This window comes from Arthrobacter sp. PvP023, assembly GCF_017832975.1.
Lineage (GTDB): Bacteria > Actinomycetota > Actinomycetes > Actinomycetales > Micrococcaceae > Arthrobacter.
On record NZ_JAFIBI010000001.1, the window covers coordinates 874,487 to 892,249 of the forward strand.

The window sequence follows — 17,763 nt, forward strand, 5'->3', positions numbered from 1 at the left end:
CGGAGACGTTCCCGCGCTGTGCCATCGCACCGGCGGGTTCCCCTTAGCGCAGCATTTGGGGGCGTTGAGGGGAATAGGGCTGCAGCCCAAGACGGCCTCCGCCCGGCCCGGACAGCACCGGCAGTATTCCAAGCCGCACCCATCCGCGTTCATTACGGCAGCGAATCCCTTGCAAGTCCTGCGGTAATCGATGACGTCCGGCCATGATCGGGAGGTGAGGCAATGCGCGGAAATGCATCCTGGCTTCCCTCCGCCTTGCGGTCCCTCGTCCTGGCCACATTGCTCGCGGCCGCCTGGGTTGTGTTTGGCGCCGTCTCGTCACAGGCTTCAAGCCTGCTGCCGCCCGTGACCGACCCCATCTCTGCCGACACCGCCGCCTCTGTTATCTCCGAAGCCGGCACGGAGGATCAAGGTCACCTTGCCGCGCTGACTGAACCTGTTGCCACTGTGGCAGGCCCGATTGCGCCGCAGGTTCAGGCCATCGCCGAACCGGTTCTGGTGCCCGTGGACACTGCGGTGGCACCGGTGGCCGCCGTCGTCGAGCAGGTCACCAGCGCGGTGGCACCCGCGACAGCGCTCGCTTCAGACGCCGTCGCCCCCGTGACCCAAACGGTCGCCGGAATCACGGCGCCGGTCACGGGGCTGGTGGCTGATGTCACCGAACCCGTGCTGGCTCCGGTTGGCTCCGTCGCCGGCGACGTTGCCGGCAACGCGGTCGACGCCGTCCCCGCCCCCGTTGACGTTCCCGCCCAGCCGTACCCGGCGGGGTCCGTTCCACAGGAACCTGCACCGGGCGGCGCCGCCACGTCTCCGGCCGCCGCACCTTCCGCGGGCATCTCACCGACCGTTTCGGCTGGCGCGCAGGACCAGGGGGCCGCAACGGCCGCAAAGTCCGACGGCGGCAGCACCGTTGTGATGACAGCACGGACTCCCGCACCCGAACGTCCCGCAACGCCCGCCCCCGGATCGCCGGCTACGGCCCCGACGGGCTCCGGTTCGCTGCTTCGGGCGGGTAACGACGGCGGATCCGGCGTAGCAGCCGACGTTCCGGCCTTCCAGTTTTCCTTGACGCAGATCTCGCTCAAGGACGTCCTCAACGCCTCCGATGAGCTGCCGAGTTCGGTCAGCCTGGAGCACGGCTTTTCCCCCGACTAGTGACGCCGGCACCGCGCCTTCTGCGCGGACGGCACCTGGCCACGCACCATCCGTGCCTGGCTCACCTCACTAGTAAGGAATGAATTGTCATGAAATCTTTCGTACGCACCACTCTGTGCAGCGCCGTTTTTGCCGGCGGAGTACTCATCCTCGGCGCGGGCGCAGCCTCCGCTTCCGACTCCACCACCACGACGTCGGACCTGGGTCTCGGCTCGGGAAGCCACATCAGCCTGAACCTTGGCGCCAACCTGGACGTTGCCACTTCCGCGGCCACTGAGGGTTCGGTGGTAAACAACTCGGCAGTGAACGACGGCGGGACCTCCACCTGGGGGCACGGCACCGGGAGCTCCACGGACACTAGCGCCGTCACCGACCTTGCCGTTGGCCTGGGCGTGAACCTGGATGCCGACGCCAGCCTGGATGCTGCGGCTTCGGCTGTGTCTGAGGGTTCGGTTGTGAATGACGGCCACGGCACTTGGAGTTCTACGGACACCAGCGCCGTCACCGACCTTGTCGTTGGCCTGGGCGTGAACTTGGATGCTGACGCCAGCCTGGATGCTGCTGCTTCGGCTGTGTCTGAAGGTTCGGTTGTGAATGACGGCCACGGCACCTGGAGCGAGGGCTCCTGGAATGAGGGGTCTGCTGCGGGCAGTGTTGTTTCGGATCTGGACGCTGGTGTGAACCTGGATGCGGATGCGAGCCTGGATGCTGGGGCTTCGGCTGTGTCTGAGGGTTCGGTTGTGAATGACGGCCACGGGACCTGGAGCGAGGGCACCTGGAATGAGGGGTCTGCTGCGGGCAGTGTTGTTTCGGATCTGGACGCTGGTGTGAACCTGGATGCGGATGCGAGCCTGGACGCTGGGGCTTCCGCTGTGTCTGAGGGTTCGGTTGTGAATGACGGCCACGGGACCTGGAGCGAGGGCTCCTGGAATGAGGGCTCGACTGACGGCAGTGTTGTTTCGGATCTGGATGCGGGTCTGAACCTGGACGCGAATGCGAGCCTGGATGCTGCGGCTTCAGCTGTGTCTGAAGGTTCCGTCGTAAACGACGGCGGCAACAGCCTCCTGTAATCAGCAAAGTATGTTGCGGGCCATGATTGTGGCCCGCTAACGGAGTCGGGGTGCTGTCCCAGGACAGCACCCCGACTTCTGCTTTCAAGCCGCAGCCCCCGACTCCCGGCATTGAGTATTTACGCCCCATTCCAGATGGCAAATTGAGGTCCCGTTGAGTGTGCATTTGCCTTGACGGAAGATTGCGGATTCCTTTTCGAATACTTTCCGCCTGCTTGCGTTCCCGTTGAAAAACTCGAAGTCAACAATCAGTTGACTAATTCGGTGGGGAGCTGCGGGGCCTGTGCGTGACTATATGAATTCTGCTCTCGGGACTGCGGGTGCCGAACTCCTGTGATTACAGTTCTTATCCCCGCGCATAATGAAGCTGCGGGTATTTCTGACACGCTCGAATCCCTCAAATCCCAGACTCAACCGCCGGACAGGGTGGTGGTTGTTGCCGACAACTGCACCGATGCCACCGAGGAAATCGCCCTGGCGCTTGGCGCGGAGGTCATCCGCACTGTCGGAAACGCAGACAAAAAAGCCGGCGCCTTGAATTTTGCGCTGGAGGGGTTGCTGCCCGGCGCGAATCCGGAAGACATGATCCTCGTCCAGGACGCGGACTCGCAGTTGAGCCATGACTTCATCGAGCGGGCAACCGGTCACCTGCGTGCCGACCGGCGGCTTGGTGCCGTGGGCGGCGTCTTCCGCGGCGCAGAGGGCGGCGGATTCGTGGGTCACCTGCAGCGGAATGAGTACGCACGGTACGCGCGGGACGTGAAGCGGCTGCATGGCAAATGCCTGGTAGTTACGGGAACGGCCGCGCTCTTCCGTGTCCGGACACTGGTGGACGTCATCGAAGCCCGGCTTGACGGCACCCTGCCGCCGGGCAACGGCAGGGGAGGCGTTTACGACACCTCCGTGCTGACCGAGGACAACGAGTTGTCCTTCGCGCTGCTGACCCTCAACTACCGCATCAAATCGCCGGCCGACTGCACGCTCGTCACCGAAATCATGCCCACTTGGCGCGAACTCTGGGCACAGCGGCTGAGGTGGAAGCGCGGAGCGGTGGAGAACTGCGTCCAGTACGGCTGGACCAGGGTCACCCGGCCGTATTGGGGGAGGCAAGCCCTCTCCGTGACCGGCATTGTGGTGTCGTTGGCCTACTTCGGAACGGTGGCTTTTGCACTGGGCACGGGGGAAGGGCTGCACATTCAGCCCTTCTGGATGGCCGTGACCGGTGTCTTCGTGATCGAACGGGTAGTGACTGTGCGGCTGCGTGGCTGGAAGTACATGCTGGCGGCCGCAACGATGTACGAACTCTTGATCGACCTGTTCCTTCAGGTGGTCCACGCGAAGGCTTACGTGGATGCAGCACTCAACAAAAAGAAAGCTTGGTAACACTTTATGTACAGCAATCCAGCAGCTCCCGCAGCAGCCGGTGTCGGTGCCGGAACCCTCGCCGCAACCGGGGCCGGTGACCTGTTTTGGTTCGCCCTGGCAGCCTTCGCCCTCGTGGCGCTTGGCCTGGCCGTCAAGCGGATCGTGCCGGTCCGGACCAAGTAACTTCTGCCTGATCGGGCGGGTGGCCTGGATTCGCAAGGAATCCAGGCCGCCCGTTCGCCTTGGGCTCGCTCAGGTCACCACGCTGACGGCGTTGGAGCATGCAACTGCATCGCAGACCTTGTAGCTTGTGGTTGCTCCGCCCTTGAACTTGTTCACGAAGCTCCCGGTGTTGGGGACGGTCTTCGCGGCGCCGTTGATCCAGAGTGTGACGCTGGACCCCGTGGCCCCGGACCACTTCACGGTGGTGGAATTGACACCCTTGACCTTGCTGTTGGCCGCCGTCAGCTTGATGGGCGATTCGGTAACCGGGGTGGTGCTGGCAGCCGGTGTGAATGAGAAGTCCCGGATCACCACGGACTCAGGTTTCACATGTTCGGGATCGCCGCCGCCACCGCCAGTGACCCAAAGGTTGAAGTGGATGGCTTCTTTGGCCGGCACGGGAACGGTGCTTCCCTGAAGCACGGTTCGCTTGAGCAGGGTTCCCCCGTAGCCCTCGCCAGCGAAGGTTTCGAACGTGATCTTTCCCGGCTCCCAGACCATTTTGTGGGTGAGGATTGCGTCATTCGTCGTTGCAAAGACGATGGTGTTGTTGCCCTGACCTGGCGGTTTGGTGGCATCGAACCAATAGCCGTGCGCCTGGGTCACCGGCCAGGATTCCCCATAGCTAGCGCCGCCACCCCAGGCGGATGCCTCGCACAGGTCGATCTCGTTGTAACCGGGAGTAGCCAGGGGATCGTAGGTGAACAGGCAACCCCACACCACTTCCTTCTGGAGGGCGCTCACATTCTTTTCTACGGTGGTGCTGTATGTGCCGTAGCCGAATCCCTGCCGGGTGGATTGAAACTCGGCCCCGACGGGGGCGCTGCCGGTCGGGTTGGTGAGTGAAAGCGTGACGTATCCGTTGCCGTCGGGATTGCTGACGTTGGCCGCGTCGAAGGTCTTGTTGAACTGTGGCGCACCGCCCCAGAAGCGCTTTTCCCAGTTGAACCCCTTCCAGGCGAAGCTGCCCGCGGGGCCCGGGTTCGGGTCCATGGGGGTGGTGTCGGCGGCATGCGCCGGCGTTGTGGCGGACAACATGACCAGGCTGACGGCTGCCAGCATTGCAAGCGGCCTGTTCAGCCAAACCGCTTTTGTGACGCGAGACCTCAAGGAAACCATTTAAACGCCCCCTACTTTTGCGCTGATAGCAGCAGCGCCGCGCCCCCAGTGAGCACATGATGATCATCATTCAGCGGCGTGGGGTTGGCAATAGCTGAATGCCGATATTTACTTTTTGACTTTCCTCAATAAATACACAATTTTTACACAATTCGTAATTGAGGAATTAGTGGTACTTACTAAAGCTGAATAAGCACAAGAATTTCAGAGGGGTTTTGATGGTTACGCGCGGCACGGCTGTGGTGGTTGACGGCGACGGTCGTAACAGGGGAGCTCTGGAAGAGCTGCTCGTCCAGTCCGGATTCGGTGTTGTTGCAACGGCGTCCGGCACCGAGGGAGTGGCTGCCGTGCGGAAGCACGACCCCGTCCTGGTCACCGTGGAGGTAGGGCTTCCCGACTTTGACGGCATCGAGGCCTCCCGCCGTATCCGTACCTTCAGCCACGCCTACGTGATCATGGTCAGCGCACTGGCGAGCGAAGCGGACGCACTGCTGGGACTTGAGGCCGGTGCTGACGACTACCTGGCCAGGCCTTTCCGTCCGCGCGAGCTCCGGGCAAGGATCGCCGCCATGCTCCGCAGGCCCAGGCGCCACGCCATGGTGGAAGCGGCGCAGTGCGCCGCCGGCCACTTCGTCGCCAGACCCTACGGCGCGGAATCGCCAGCTTCAGCCGCTTTTCCAGCCCGTCAACCTGCCGTCGCAGCCGCAGCGTCCGAGGGTTCAGCCGGGGAAACCGGATGGGACTTTGAACACCGGGGCCTTGCCCTGATGGACAGCACCCGCGCGGTATCAGTGGACGGGAAAGCCGTTGACCTGACCCGGACCCAGTTCGAGCTGCTCCGTACACTGCTCCAAAACAAGGGTGCGGTCGTGACCCGCGCGGAACTGGCCCGCCAACTGCGCAATAACCCTGCTGTCCCGGACTCCGCCGTGGCAGCCCGGGACGAACGCGTGCTGGAGGTTCATATGGGCAACCTCCGCAAGCGCTTGGGCGACAGTTCCCGGTCCCCGCGGTGGGTTCAGACAGTCAGGGGAGTGGGCTACCGCCTGACCCCGCAGTAGCAACGCGCGCCTGCCGCTAAATCGACACGCGGCCGCTCACTACGGCCCGGCTGGTTCCGCCGATCCAGATGTCCTCATCCTCGACGTTGACTGTCACCAGCCCGCCGCGTCCCAGGACGGTGCCTTGCTGGACGGTGTAGTTGCCGCCCACCAAGCCTTCGCTGAGGAGCCATTGCGCCAGGCCGGCGTTGAGGCTCCCTGTTACTGGGTCTTCGGGAACGCCGAACCCGGGAACGAACGCCCGGACCTCGAACTCCGCCGGTCCTCCCTCCGCGTAACTCCCGATAACGCCCACTCGGAGCTGGTCCATGACGGCAAAGTCCGGCTGGAGTTCCAGGACCTGCTCCGCCGATTCCAGCCGGATGCCCAGCCAGCCCGGGCCGTTGTCCACCCAGTTGCTGCCCAGGACCTGTCCGGCGTCGACGCCCAAGCTGGCGACGGCCTGCTCCAGCACTCCCGGTTCAACCGCGCCGGAGCGGACCAGCGGGGGTGCCGCGAAGGCCAGATCGGTACCGGCCCGGCGGATCTTCACCAGCCCCGCCTCGCACTCCTGCAGCAGCTCTCCGTCACGGAACGGCTGTCCGCCTTCTTCCAGCCAGGCGTGGGCCGAGCCCAGTGTGGGATGCCCGGCGAAGGGCAGTTCGGACGCCGGCGTAAAGATCCGCAGCCTGTAGTCCGCTGCCGGGTGCGAGGGCTTCAGGAGGAACGTGGTCTCGGACAGGTTGGTCCAGTTCGCGAAGCTTTGCATCTGTTCTGTGGTCAGTCCGTCCGCGTCATGTACGACGGCGACGGGGTTCCCGGCTTTCGGGCCCGGCGCAAAGACGTCTATCTGGGAGAAGGGATATTCGTTCACAACGGTGGGCATGCTGGTCTTTCTCTGGGTGGCGGGTAGCTCCGGCGGGAGACTTCCTCCACCACGGTAGGCGGCGGTCGGGCAGCGAAACCATAGCCAATTCCGGAAAGTGGCCTTGCCGCGAACCACTGCGGCCCGGACACCGCCGGGGTTAAGCTGAACCTGCGGACACGAGACTCTTACCCGCACACGACTTCCCCGGACGGTCCGGCGACTCGGATGGTCCGGCGACCCGCCGGAAGGCAATCCATGGCAAAGAAGCTTCCCCTGGACGACCTCTCCGGCGCGATCGGCAGGATCCGCAGGCTGCTCCTGACAGAGGAAGAGGTCGGCGCCGCCACCGCGATGCCGGCCGGCAGGAACTAGGGGAGCGCCACCATGGGCTTCGATCACAACGAACCCGATCAACGCAGGCAGTTGCGGGCGGCGCTGAAGGCCGTGGGCCTCACGCCCGGGGAACTCTGGCTGAACTACTTCAGCATCGGCGGCAACGTGGGCGAATACGAAGTCGAAGCGTACCTGCAGGGGCTGCTTTCCCTGCCCCCGGTCCAGCGGGACCTGCTAGCCATGGCCGCCAATGAACTCATTGAGGCCGTTCCCCGCCTGTATGCCCCGTACTCCGATGACCCGGATCTGATGGAACCAGGCCGGGAACCCGGCCGGGCGTCCGAACCCGGCCAGGAGTCGGAGTCTGCGGGCGGTCACGACATCCACGGCAGGCCCGGCACTGACGAGTCAATCGACCCATCCGGCGACAACTAGCAGGCCGGGGGCGGGCGCGGAGGGGGCCTTTGGCCCTGATCTGTGCTCCGGGACCGCAACTAGGCTGGAAGAGGTGAACGAATCCCCTTGAGAGAGGCTGACAACGATGTCCGGACACTTCGAATTAATTGACGCACCCGACGGCGGGTACAGGTTCAGGCTTATGGGCAAGGCCGGGGAACTGGTGGCGATTTCCGTAAAGTTCCCTACCAAACGGGCTGCAGCGGAGGGGATCTCACTAATTCGTGAAATTGCCGGGACCGGCCTGATCCGCGATCTGAGCAACAGGCGGCGGATCGAACCGTCCCACCGGATCAGGCCCTCGCAGCCGGCACCGGTCCACAGCGGCGCCCCGTTGCTCCGCACGCGCGCCGCCCATAACCTGCACGCTGATCACGGGCATCCGCAACTCACGTCGGCAACCCGCCGGTAGCCGGCTACCGGGCCGAACTGGCGGCTTTACCGGGCCGAACCGGCTGCCTCGTACTGCCCCCGGACGAACGCGTTCGCCGGGGGTAGCCACATCAGCACGGCGCCGGCCAGCGTCAGGGCCAGCCCGGTCACCACAACAGGTGACAGCTCAAACGGTGCTCCCAGGGCGGAGAGTACGGCGATGATCGTCAGCACGGTGCGGACCCATCTGACGCCCGCCAGGAGCCGGAAGGCAGCCCACACCTGCAGGGCCACGAACGGGATCGCGAGGACAACCATGGCCCAGTCGGGCGTGGACGGTTCGGTGCCGCCCCCGCCGAACTCCATGATCACCGGCAGTACACCGGCGACAAGTGCGCTGGCCAGCCAGAACGCCGTCGACGCCCTCACCACCGCCGGAACCGTGGACGGTCCGCCAAAAATCAATCGTTGTTTCCCCAAAGGGTCCCCCATCATCACCATGCATTCCACGCCCGCGGGCGCGCTGAACTACCAGCCTAGCCACGGGCCGGGGAGCCGTCTTGTCATACGGGAACGGCCGCGGATCGTCATGTGCATTTCCCGGCGGGTGCTGGAATAGTCCAGGCAGATGCGGGTAGCAATAAGGGAAGGCCGGTGTGGGGATGATCCTGCTGGATTCCCCGGCCGGGCGTTTTTTGCTGGTGGGTCAGTGGGCGGCGCCCAGTTCAATGAGCAGGACGCCGCCGATGATGAGGCCGAGCCCCAGCATCATGACGGGGGTAATCCTCTCCTTGAAGAAGGCACGGCTTCCCAAAGCGGTCAGTGCGACGCCGGCAGCTGCCCAGGTGCCGTACGTAACCCCCAGGCTCAGTCCCTGGTCCAGGGTCAGGGTGAGGAGGGTGAACGCCAGGAAGTACCCGACGCCGACCGGCAAGTACCAGCGCCGCTTGCCAGTCGACGCGACACGCAGAAACAAGGTGGCGGTCACCTCGGTAAGGATGGCTCCGGCCAGCAGAAGCCACATCATGAGCGGGCCATCTCGTGTGCCGGTTCTTGTGCCGGCTCCTTGTGCGACCCGAGTTCAACACACAGCACCCCGCCGATGACCATGGCGACTCCGATCAGCATCATCGGGGTCAGTGTTTCGCCGAAGATGATGGCGGCCAGTAGCACGGTGAGTGTTACTCCCAGTGCAGCCCAGATGCCGTAGGCGACGCCCAGGCCAAGGCCTTTGCGGAGGACCCCGGCGAGGAAGCCGAAGGAAGCGGTGTATCCAATAACAACCACCACGAAGAAGGCAGGATTTTCCAGGGCCGCTTTCAAGGAAAGGGATGCGGTCACCTCACTCAGGATCGCGCCGGCGAGAAGAATCCACTTCATTCGATATGTCCTTGCGAGTCGTTGGGCTTGGTTATACCTGGGGGACCAGTTCGGCGCCGGCCACCGCGGAGCTGCCGAGGTCACTCCTCGTCAGAGGCTGCCGGCTGCCCAGCGCCTCGGCCCACGCAGCAGTATCCGCCACCGCTGCCCAGTTGGAGTTCAGCAACGTCAGAAGTGTCGTGTGGACCGTCTTGGCGTCAGCGAAGCCTGCGTCGTTGGCGAGGTTGATGGCGCCGGTGGCGTCTGAGAGGACCTCGGTGGTGAAGCCGAGGAACTCTGCCTCCACGGCTGAGGCGAGCACGCAGTTGTTGGTCATGTAGCCCACCAGGGTGACTGTGTCGACGTCGTGCTGGCGCAGCCAGTCGGCGAGGTCCGTGTCGGCGTACACGGACCCGTACTGCTTGACCACTGACTTCCATGCGGCGGTCTTGCGGCGTTCAATTTCCGGGTGCACGTCGAACTCCGGTGTGCCGGGCGCAAAGACCGGCGCACCAACACCGGCGGAGTGCTGAATCACGGCGATGGGAATGCCGGCGGCCGTGGCAGCGTCCACTGCCCTCGCAATCGTGGGCAGGGATTCTTGGTGTGGCGGGTACTGGATCTCGAGCGGGCCGCCGAAGTACTGCTGCTGCACGTCGATGAGGATGAGGGCGCGGCGGGGGCTGGTCATGTTCTTGGTTCTCCCTGTTGGCTCACGTGGCTGCCTTCTGACAACTTTTCCAGTCTTCCCGCTGCCGGCGCGTTCCAACAGTGGCACAAAGGCAGATATACGATGGATTCGGGCCAATAGAAGGAAGAGGTGCGGGATGAGGATCGCGGTGTACGCCTTCGACGGGGCAACCATGTTTCACCTTGCCGTTCCGCAGATGGTTTTTGACGAGGTAGCCCGCCAGGGCCTTGCCGGGTGGGAGACGGTTCTTTTTTCTGACCGGGCGGGCGAGATCACAACCGCTGAGGGCTACCGGCTGGGCGAGGTGAGGGGTCCCGAGGCCGCGGAAGAGGCGGACATCGTGGTGGTGCCGTCGTGGTTCGACGACGGGCGCATCCTGAGCGATTCGCTGCGGCAGGTGCTCCTCGGCGCGCACGCCCGGAGCGTGCCGGTCCTGGGACTGTGCCTTGGTGCGATCCCTGTGGCAGACGCGGGGCTGCTCGCGGGGCGCCGGGCTGTCACGCACTGGCAGGCATTTGATTCCCTGGCGGTGCGGCACCCCAATGTCCCGCTGGACCAGTCGGTGCTCTATATAGACCACGGAGACGTCCTGACCTCGGCCGGAACCGCTTCTGCGTTGGATGCCTGCCTGCACGTGGTGCGCACACGGCTCGGAGCGGAAGCAGCGAACAAAGTGGCGCGAAGCCTGGTCATCGCTCCGCACCGTGAAGGCGGCCAGGCGCAGTACATCGATCGCCCGGTGCCGGAACGCTCCACGGACGACCCGATCTCGCGCCTGCTGGAATGGGCTCTGGCACGCCTGGGTGAGCCGCTCACCGTCGACCTGCTGGTGGCGCAGGCGCACCTGAGCCGCAGGACTTTTGTCCGCGCCTTCCGGGCAGCAACAGGAACGACGCCGGCCGCCTGGATCCGCGCCCGCCGCCTTGACGCAGCCCGGAGGCTGCTCGAGACCACGGACCTGTCGATAGACCAGATCTCCGCCGACTGCGGATTCGGCAACGCGGTCACCCTGCGCCAAAACTTCGCCGCCGCCTTTTCCACGACGCCCACGGAATACCGGCGGCGGTTTGATACGCGGCCTGAAAGAGTTTTCTAGAGCGCTGCTCCGATCCTTGACTCCGGAAGTGACTCCCTGGTTGTCGCGGACAGGGCTGTCAACGTTGTCGGGGCCACAGCCACGGTGGGAGTCTAGTGCCTGCGCAGCAGCTGCCGGGTTCCGGATTTCAGAAGTGGCCTGACGCCCGTTTCTGTATTCGCGGGCCGATGTCCAAACAGGACAATACCCAGCGAGGCGAGGACGATGACGCCACCCAGTATCTGCCCAACTGCAAGGGATTGCCCCAGGGCTGCCCAGCCCACCAGGACGGCAACCACGGGGCTCAGCAGGCCCAGGAATGACAAGGACCCGGCCGGCAGCATCTGTATTCCGCGGTACCAGACGGTGTAGGCAAAAGCCGTGCCCACCAGCGACAGGTAGGCAAAGCCTGCCACATTTTCCAGGCTGAATCCCTCATCCGGCAAACCCTCAACCAGCAGCAGGAGCGGGACCAGTACGATACCGCCGGCCACCAGCTGCCAGGAAGTTACGGCCAGTGGCGCATCGGGCTGGCCCCACTTCTTGCTCAGCACAATACCCAGCGCCATCGAAGCGGCTCCACCCAGGGCGGCGAGCACGCCAACCGGGTCCGGCTGCGCCTGCGACTGAACGACGAGCAGGGCGACGCCGAGGATGCCCGCCGCTCCGGCCGCCACTACCGCAAGAGTCAGCCGTTCGCTGAGGAAGCGGCTGGCCAGGAAAGCGACGATCAGCGGCTGGACTGCTCCGACAGCGGCAGCCAGGCCCCCCGGGAGCAGATAGGCGGCGACGAACAGCAGAGCAAAGAACGCACCGATATTGAGGGTGCCCAGCACGGCCGACTTCCACCACCAGGCTCCTTGCGGCAGGCGCCGGGTCAGCAGTAGCAGGACCAGACCTGCGGGCAGGGCTCGCAGGATAGCACTGAGGAGTGGTCTTCCGTCTGGTAGAAATTCGCTGGTGACGATGTAGGTGGTACCCCATGCCATCGGGGCGAGGGCGGTAAGGGCAAGAACAGCTGATCTTTTGCTAAGCACTTAGCTATTGTAGCTAAGTGCTTAGCTACTTGCTACCCTCAATTTCATGAGAGATGGCGTGGATCTGATTCTTGACCAATGGCGGCGCGAGCGGCCTGACCTGGATGCTTCTCCCATGGCCGTTTTGGGGAGGCTGGCCAGGACAGCGAAAGCTGTGGAATCCACTCTCCAAATGACGTTCGCCCGGCATGGCTTGGACGGCGGCTCCTTCGATGTGCTGGCAACGTTGCTGCGGTCCGGTGAACCCCATGAACTTTCGCCCCTTGAGCTGACACAAGCGGCCATGGTTACTTCCAGCGCAACCGCCCAGCGGCTGAACAAGCTCGTGGAGCGGGGGCTGGTGTCAAGGAAGAAGGATCATATCGACTTGCGGTCTACCCGTGTGCAATTGACTGCGGAGGGAAAGAAGGTGATCGAGGGCGCGCTGCCCGATCACCTTAGGACGCAGGAGGCGTTGCTGCAGGGGCTGGATGCGGGGGAGCAGGCCCAGTTTATCGGGCTCCTCCAGCGGGTGGAGCTGAACACCCATGGGTTTGAAGCAGGGCAGTCATAAAACACCACACGGGAGCCAAAGCTATGCGCCTTACTCATATCGAGTTGCCGTCCACTAACCTTCGTGCGGCCGCTGAGTACTACAGGGACGTCCTTGGGCTCCCCGTCCACGAATCCAGCGACTGCGTGAGGGTCGGTGTCGGTACCACCCAGCTTGAGTTCGTCAGGGGGCCGGTCAAGGCCGGGGCAAATCACCTGGCAATCACCATCCCCAGCAACCAGTTCGCCGATGCCAAACGGTGGCTGTCCGCAAGGACTGAAATCCTTAGCCTCGACGGCCGGGATGAGTTCCCGCTGGGAGAGCCATGGAGTTCAGAATCGATCTATTTCAGGGGCCCTGACGGGATCGTTCTGGAGCTGATTGCGCGCCACAAGCTGGACAACCGCTCCTCGAGCGGATTCAGTGCCGCGAGCCTGCTCAGCGTCAGCGAAGTTGGGCTGGCTGTACCGGATGTCGGCCATGCAATGCAGGACATTGAGGAAACTTTTGGTATCCGGTCATTCGCCGGGGATGCAGAATCTTTTCACGCAGTGGGAGACCACAGCGGGCTCCTCATCCTTGTTGCCGCGGGCCGTCGATGGTTCCCCACAAGCGACGCTGCGTCCGCCTTCGGACACATCGGCATCGAAATGGACGGTACGTCCCGTCCCGGAACCATGGAGTCTGCCGCCGGCTGGAAACTGATGTCGCGGAGCGACCCAGGCTCGTAGCTGAACCCAGCCTCTGTCAGGCCGAAGGAATAGCGCCCCAATCGATACGCACTTCAGAGGCTTGTAGAGATGGCCCAAGCCGGCTGCAGCATCAAAATCGTGCATGGGCCCATGAGCGAAACCGTACTCCAGCGTCTCACCGGACAGCCGGGCATCGAACTGCGTGAACTGGACTCCAGCGCACTGCCCGGGCGCATCCACTCCAAGTATCTGATCGCCGAAAACATGACGGGAAAGCAGTCTGGCCAGAACCTGGTTCTCACCGGGAGCCACAACTACAACACCACATCCCTGCGCAGGAATGATGAGGCAATCGTCGAGACCTCCCGTCAGGATGTCTACCTGCAGTACCGGGAGAACTTCGAGGAGATGTGGACGGCAGCCAACTAGCCCAATGGATCCAACATGGGTTCTACCGACCGTGCGGCAAATACGCCGTCCGTGAACCCGGGAGCTTCTCCTCTTAAGGCACGTCCCCAACCCGGCCAGCGGGCGTAAACTGACCTTCGCACCACCTCTTGTGGACACTGTGTCAGGAGCCGCCTTGCTGTGGAAACTGCTTGTTGAATACCTGCGGCCGCAGCGGCGGCTGCTGCTCGCCGTCGTGATTTTCCAGCTGGCGCAGTCCATCGCGTCCCTGTACCTGCCCACGCTCAATGCGGACATCATCGATGAGGGCGTGGCCAAGGGGGACACCGGCTACATCCTGCGGGTGGGCAGCCTCATGCTGTTCATCACCATGCTGCAGATCGCGTGCGCGGTGGTGGCCGTGTACTTCGGGGCGAAGGCAGCCATGGCCCTGGGCCGTGACCTGCGCGGGGCCATCTTCACCCGGGTGGGGGAGTTCTCCGAGCAGGAGGTCACCCGGTTCGGGGCGCCGAGCCTGATCACCCGCTCCACGAACGACGTCCAGCAGGTCCAGCAGCTGGTGCTGATGTCCGCCACGCTGATGGTGGCCGCGCCCATGCTCAGCATCGGCGGGGTGATCATGGCGGTCCGGCAGGATGCACAGCTGTCCTGGCTGATCGCCGTCAGCGTCCCGGTGCTGCTGATCGCCGTCGGGCTCATCATTACCCGGATGGTGCCGCTGTTCCGCAAGATGCAGGTGCGGATCGACACAGTGAACCGGGTGCTGCGCGAGCAGCTCACCGGCATCCGGGTGGTGCGGGCGTTCGTGCGCGAGGACATCGAAACCGCCCGGTTCGCGCAGGCCAACGAGGACGTCACGGACACCGCGCTCCGGGCCGGCCGGCTGATGGCGCTCGCGTTTCCCACCGTGATGCTGGTGCTTAACGTCTCCAGCGTGGCGGTGATCTGGTTCGGCTCGTTCCGGATCGAGGACGGCTCCATGCAGGTGGGCACGCTGATCGCGTTCCTCAGCTATCTGCTGCAGATCCTGATGTCCGTCATGATGGCCACGTTCATGGCGGTGATGATCCCGCGTGCGGCGGTCTCGGCGGACCGGATCGGTGAGGTGCTGACCACGGAGTCGAGTGTGCGGCCGCCGGAGCATCCGGTTGCCGCTGCCGCCGGCCGGGGCGGCATGGGCAGCGGCGAGCTGGAAATGCACGACGTCGGGTTCGCCTACCCGGGTGCCGAGCAGCCGGTTTTGTCCGGCATCAGTTTTACTGCCCTGTCGGGGCAGACGACGGCGATCATCGGCAGCACCGGGTCCGGCAAGACCACCCTGGTGAACCTGCTGCCGCGGCTTTTCGATGCGACCAGCGGTTCGGTGAAGTTCGACGGCGTGGACGTCCGCGAGCTGCAGCCGGACCAGCTGTGGGGGCACATCGGGCTGGTGCCGCAGCGGCCGTACCTGTTCTCCGGCACGGTGCGCAGCAACCTGTTGTACGGCAAGCCCGACGCCACCGAGGATGAGTTGTGGCGGGCGCTGTCCACCGCGCAGGCGCAGGAGTTCGTCCGGGAGATGGAGGGCGGGCTGGATGCGCCCATTTCGCAGGGCGGCACCAACGTCTCGGGCGGGCAGCGGCAGCGGATCGCGATTGCCCGGGCGCTGGTGAAGCGGCCCGAGCTCTACATTTTTGACGACTCGTTCTCCTCGCTGGACACCGCCACGGACGCCCGGCTGAGGCAGGCGCTCAAGCACGACACCTCCGGCGCCACCCTGGTGATCATCGCCCAGCGGGTGTCCAGCATCGCGGACGCGGACCAGATCCTGGTGCTCGACGACGGCAGGATCGTGGGCCACGGAACGCACGATGAGCTGCTGGAAACGTCGGAGACGTATCGCGAGATTGTGTCCTCGCAGCTGGCAGCGGAGGAGGCGGTATGAGCACCACAGGCAGGCCGGCAGGCGGGGCACCCGGCGGGACTGCCGCCGTCGAACGCATCCCCAGGCCGCGCGGCGGCCCCGGGCACGGCGGACCGTTCGCCGGGATGAACGTCCCCGCCGAAAAGGCGATGAACTTCTGGCCGTCCGCCAAGCGGCTGCTGGGCACGCTGCGGCCGGAGCGGCTGTGGCTGGTGCTGGTGATTGTGCTGAGCGTGGCCGCGGTGGCGCTGTCCGTGATCGGGCCGCGGCTGCTGGGCGAGGGCACCAACCTCATCTTCGCCGGCGTCGTATCCAAGCAGCTCCCTGCGGGGGTGAGCAAGGCGCAGCTGATCGCGCAGCTGCGGGCCGCGGGGGAGAACCAGAAGGCGGACATGCTCAGTGCCATGGCGCTGACGCCCGGGCAGGGGATCGACTTCACCGCGCTGGCCAACGTGCTGCTGTGGGCGCTGGTGCTGTATGTGCTGGCGTCCGCGTTCATGTGGATCCAGGCGTACATACTCAACGGCGTGGTGCAGCGGACCGTGTACCGGCTGCGCGAGCGGATCGAGGCGAAGATCAACCGGCTGCCGCTGCGGTATTTCGATTCGATCCAGCGCGGTGAGCTGCTCAGCCGGGTGACGAACGACGTCGACAATATTTCCCAGAGCCTGCAGCAGTCCATCAGCCAGGCGGTCACTTCGCTGCTGACCGTGCTGGGCGTGCTGGTGATGATGTTCCTGCTCAGCCCCACGCTGGCGCTGATTGCGCTGGTGACCATTCCGCTGACGCTGGTGACGACCACGATGATCGCCAAGCGCTCGCAGAAGCTGTTCGTGGCGCAGTGGAAGCACACCGGCGAGCTGAACGGGCAGATCGAGGAGACGTACACCGGGCATGCGCTGGTGAAGGTGTTCGGCCGGCAGCAGGAGGTGGGGGAGCGGTTCCGGCAGAAGAACGCGGAGCTGTATGAGGCGAGCTTCGGCGCGCAGTTCATCTCCGGCCTGATCATGCCGGCCATGACGTTCATCGGGAACCTGGTGTACGTGGGGATCGCCGTGGTGGGCGGCCTGCAGGTGGCGTCCGGCGCGATGCAGCTGGGCGACGTGCAGGCGTTCATCCAGTACTCGCGGCAGTTCACCCAGCCGCTGGCCCAGCTGGGGTCCATGGCCAACCTGCTGCAGTCCGGGGTGGCGTCGGCGGAGCGGGTGTTCGAGCTGCTGGATGAGGAGGAGCAGTCGCCTGAGGCTGCTGGTTCTGCGCCCGACGGCGGGCGGGGGCGGCTGGTGTTCGAGAACGTCTCGTTCTCCTATTCGCCGGACAAGCCGCTGATCTCGGACCTTTCGTTGGTGGCTGAGCCGGGGCAGACGGTGGCGATTGTCGGCCCCACGGGGGCCGGGAAGACGACGCTGGTGAACCTGATGATGCGGTTCTATGAGATTGATGCGGGGCGGATAACGCTCGACGGCGTGGACATCACCTCTGTCTCCCGGCGCGAGCTGCGCTCACGGATGGGCATGGTGCTGCAGGATACGTGGCTGTTCGGCGGGACCATCCGGGACAACATTGCGTACGGGCGGCCTGACGCTACTGAGGAGGAGATCCTGGAGGCGGCGACGGCGACGTATGTGGACCGGTTCGTGCACTCCCTGCCGGAGGGCTACGACACCGTGCTGGAGGACGAAGGCGGCAACGTGTCGGCAGGCGAGAAGCAGCTGCTGACGATTGCGCGGGCGTTCCTGGCCCGGCCGTCGGTGCTGATCCTGGACGAGGCGACTTCTTCCGTGGATACGCGGACCGAGGTCTTGGTGCAGAAGGCGATGCGCGCGCTGCGCTCCGACCGGACGTCCTTTGTCATTGCGCACCGCCTGTCCACCATCCGCGACGCCGACCTCATCCTGGTGATGGAGACCGGCCAGATCGTGGAGCAGGGGACGCATGCTTCACTGTTGGCTGCCGGCGGGGCCTATGCCCGGCTGTATGAGGCGCAGTTCGCTGCCCCCGTGGCCGAGGTTTGATCGGTTGCCATTAAATGAATGGAGGCTCCGTACTCATATGAGTACGGAGCC

Annotated in this window: 19 protein-coding genes and 1 pseudogene; 13 read left to right on the top strand and 7 right to left on the bottom strand. The window is 64.5% G+C overall.

The window, feature by feature from the left end; translation table 11 throughout:
* Positions 1–222 precede the first annotated feature (222 nt).
* The 4 genes from JOE31_RS04060 (at position 223) to JOE31_RS04075 (ending at position 3,773) form a co-directional block, all read left to right on the top strand.
* Positions 223–1,155: a hypothetical protein gene (locus JOE31_RS04060; RefSeq protein WP_209742256.1), complete on the top strand. Its 933-nt coding sequence runs from the start codon at positions 223–225 to the stop codon at positions 1,153–1,155.
* A gap of 89 nt (positions 1,156–1,244) precedes the next feature.
* Positions 1,245–2,225, top strand: coding sequence for a hypothetical protein (locus tag JOE31_RS04065; RefSeq protein WP_209742257.1), 981 nt, complete (start codon positions 1,245–1,247; stop codon positions 2,223–2,225).
* A gap of 333 nt (positions 2,226–2,558) precedes the next feature.
* The gene (locus JOE31_RS04070) at positions 2,559–3,608 is read left to right on the top strand and encodes a glycosyltransferase family 2 protein (RefSeq protein WP_209742258.1); all 1,050 of its coding nucleotides are present in this window, start codon (positions 2,559–2,561) and stop codon (positions 3,606–3,608) included.
* 6 nt (positions 3,609–3,614) lie between these two features.
* Positions 3,615–3,773 (top strand): hypothetical protein, encoded by a 159-nt coding sequence (locus tag JOE31_RS04075; RefSeq protein WP_209742259.1) that lies wholly within the window; start codon positions 3,615–3,617, stop codon positions 3,771–3,773.
* Positions 3,774–3,842: 69 nt separating this feature from the next.
* Here the strand turns inward: JOE31_RS04075 and JOE31_RS04080 are convergent, their stop codons facing one another.
* Entirely contained in the window at positions 3,843–4,874 is a 1,032-nt protein-coding gene (locus JOE31_RS04080; RefSeq protein ID WP_245198964.1) for a hypothetical protein, read from the bottom strand.
* Positions 4,875–5,149: 275 nt separating this feature from the next.
* On the opposite strand from JOE31_RS04080, the gene JOE31_RS04085 reads away from it, so the two are divergent.
* The gene (locus tag JOE31_RS04085) at positions 5,150–5,992 is read left to right on the top strand and encodes a response regulator transcription factor (protein ID WP_209742260.1); all 843 of its coding nucleotides are present in this window, start codon (positions 5,150–5,152) and stop codon (positions 5,990–5,992) included.
* Between the two features lie 16 nt (positions 5,993–6,008).
* Here the strand turns inward: JOE31_RS04085 and JOE31_RS04090 are convergent, their stop codons facing one another.
* Positions 6,009–6,857: a PhzF family phenazine biosynthesis protein gene (locus tag JOE31_RS04090; protein ID WP_209742261.1), complete on the bottom strand. Its 849-nt coding sequence runs from the start codon at positions 6,855–6,857 to the stop codon at positions 6,009–6,011.
* 366 nt (positions 6,858–7,223) lie between these two features.
* On the opposite strand from JOE31_RS04090, the gene JOE31_RS21415 reads away from it, so the two are divergent.
* Both JOE31_RS21415 and JOE31_RS04100 read left to right on the top strand, forming a co-directional pair.
* On the top strand, positions 7,224–7,607 hold the full coding sequence (locus tag JOE31_RS21415; protein WP_245198966.1) for a hypothetical protein: 384 nt from the start codon (positions 7,224–7,226) through the stop codon (positions 7,605–7,607).
* 106 nt (positions 7,608–7,713) lie between these two features.
* Positions 7,714–8,040, top strand: a complete 327-nt coding sequence (locus JOE31_RS04100) for a YegP family protein (protein ID WP_209742262.1) — start codon at positions 7,714–7,716, stop codon at positions 8,038–8,040.
* A gap of 26 nt (positions 8,041–8,066) precedes the next feature.
* Here the strand turns inward: JOE31_RS04100 and JOE31_RS04105 are convergent, their stop codons facing one another.
* From JOE31_RS04105 to JOE31_RS04120, 4 genes are all read right to left on the bottom strand, one after another.
* Positions 8,067–8,465 carry a hypothetical protein gene (locus tag JOE31_RS04105; protein WP_245198967.1) on the bottom strand — a complete coding sequence of 133 codons (399 nt, stop codon included), beginning with the start codon at positions 8,463–8,465 and terminating at the stop codon, positions 8,067–8,069.
* A gap of 241 nt (positions 8,466–8,706) precedes the next feature.
* Positions 8,707–9,027 (bottom strand): multidrug efflux SMR transporter, encoded by a 321-nt coding sequence (locus JOE31_RS04110; protein WP_209742264.1) that lies wholly within the window; start codon positions 9,025–9,027, stop codon positions 8,707–8,709.
* Positions 9,024–9,380: a multidrug efflux SMR transporter gene (locus tag JOE31_RS04115; RefSeq protein WP_209742265.1), complete on the bottom strand. Its 357-nt coding sequence runs from the start codon at positions 9,378–9,380 to the stop codon at positions 9,024–9,026. Before JOE31_RS04115 ends, JOE31_RS04110 begins: the two co-directional genes overlap by 4 nt.
* Before the next feature lie 31 nt (positions 9,381–9,411).
* Positions 9,412–10,050, bottom strand: a complete 639-nt coding sequence (locus JOE31_RS04120; RefSeq protein ID WP_209742266.1) for an isochorismatase family protein — start codon at positions 10,048–10,050, stop codon at positions 9,412–9,414.
* A 136-nt stretch (positions 10,051–10,186) separates the two neighbouring features.
* Here JOE31_RS04120 and JOE31_RS04125 point away from each other — a divergent pair, with 136 nt between their 5' ends.
* Positions 10,187–11,146, top strand: coding sequence for a GlxA family transcriptional regulator (locus tag JOE31_RS04125; RefSeq protein WP_209742267.1), 960 nt, complete (start codon positions 10,187–10,189; stop codon positions 11,144–11,146).
* A 92-nt stretch (positions 11,147–11,238) separates the two neighbouring features.
* Here JOE31_RS04125 and JOE31_RS21795 read toward each other — a convergent pair whose 3' ends face one another.
* Positions 11,239–12,162, bottom strand: a complete 924-nt coding sequence (locus JOE31_RS21795; RefSeq protein WP_307864363.1) for an EamA family transporter — start codon at positions 12,160–12,162, stop codon at positions 11,239–11,241.
* A gap of 46 nt (positions 12,163–12,208) precedes the next feature.
* Between JOE31_RS21795 and JOE31_RS04135 the strand changes: the two genes are divergently transcribed.
* The 5 genes and pseudogenes from JOE31_RS04135 to JOE31_RS04155 all read left to right on the top strand — a co-directional run bounded on the left by JOE31_RS04135 (position 12,209) and on the right by JOE31_RS04155 (position 17,712).
* A complete protein-coding gene (locus tag JOE31_RS04135; protein WP_209742268.1) occupies positions 12,209–12,715 on the top strand; it encodes a MarR family winged helix-turn-helix transcriptional regulator in 507 nt (168 codons plus the stop codon).
* Positions 12,716–12,738: 23 nt separating this feature from the next.
* Positions 12,739–13,425 (top strand): VOC family protein, encoded by a 687-nt coding sequence (locus JOE31_RS04140; RefSeq protein ID WP_209742269.1) that lies wholly within the window; start codon positions 12,739–12,741, stop codon positions 13,423–13,425.
* A 48-nt stretch (positions 13,426–13,473) separates the two neighbouring features.
* A pseudogene (locus JOE31_RS04145) lies at positions 13,474–13,815 on the top strand (phosphatidylserine/phosphatidylglycerophosphate/cardiolipin synthase family protein); the annotation flags it as partial.
* Between the two features lie 154 nt (positions 13,816–13,969).
* A complete protein-coding gene (locus JOE31_RS04150; RefSeq protein ID WP_209742271.1) occupies positions 13,970–15,718 on the top strand; it encodes an ABC transporter ATP-binding protein in 1,749 nt (582 codons plus the stop codon).
* Positions 15,715–17,712 carry an ABC transporter ATP-binding protein gene (locus JOE31_RS04155; RefSeq protein WP_209742272.1) on the top strand — a complete coding sequence of 666 codons (1,998 nt, stop codon included), beginning with the start codon at positions 15,715–15,717 and terminating at the stop codon, positions 17,710–17,712. Before JOE31_RS04150 ends, JOE31_RS04155 begins: the two co-directional genes overlap by 4 nt.
* The last annotated feature ends 51 nt before the right edge of the window (positions 17,713–17,763 follow it).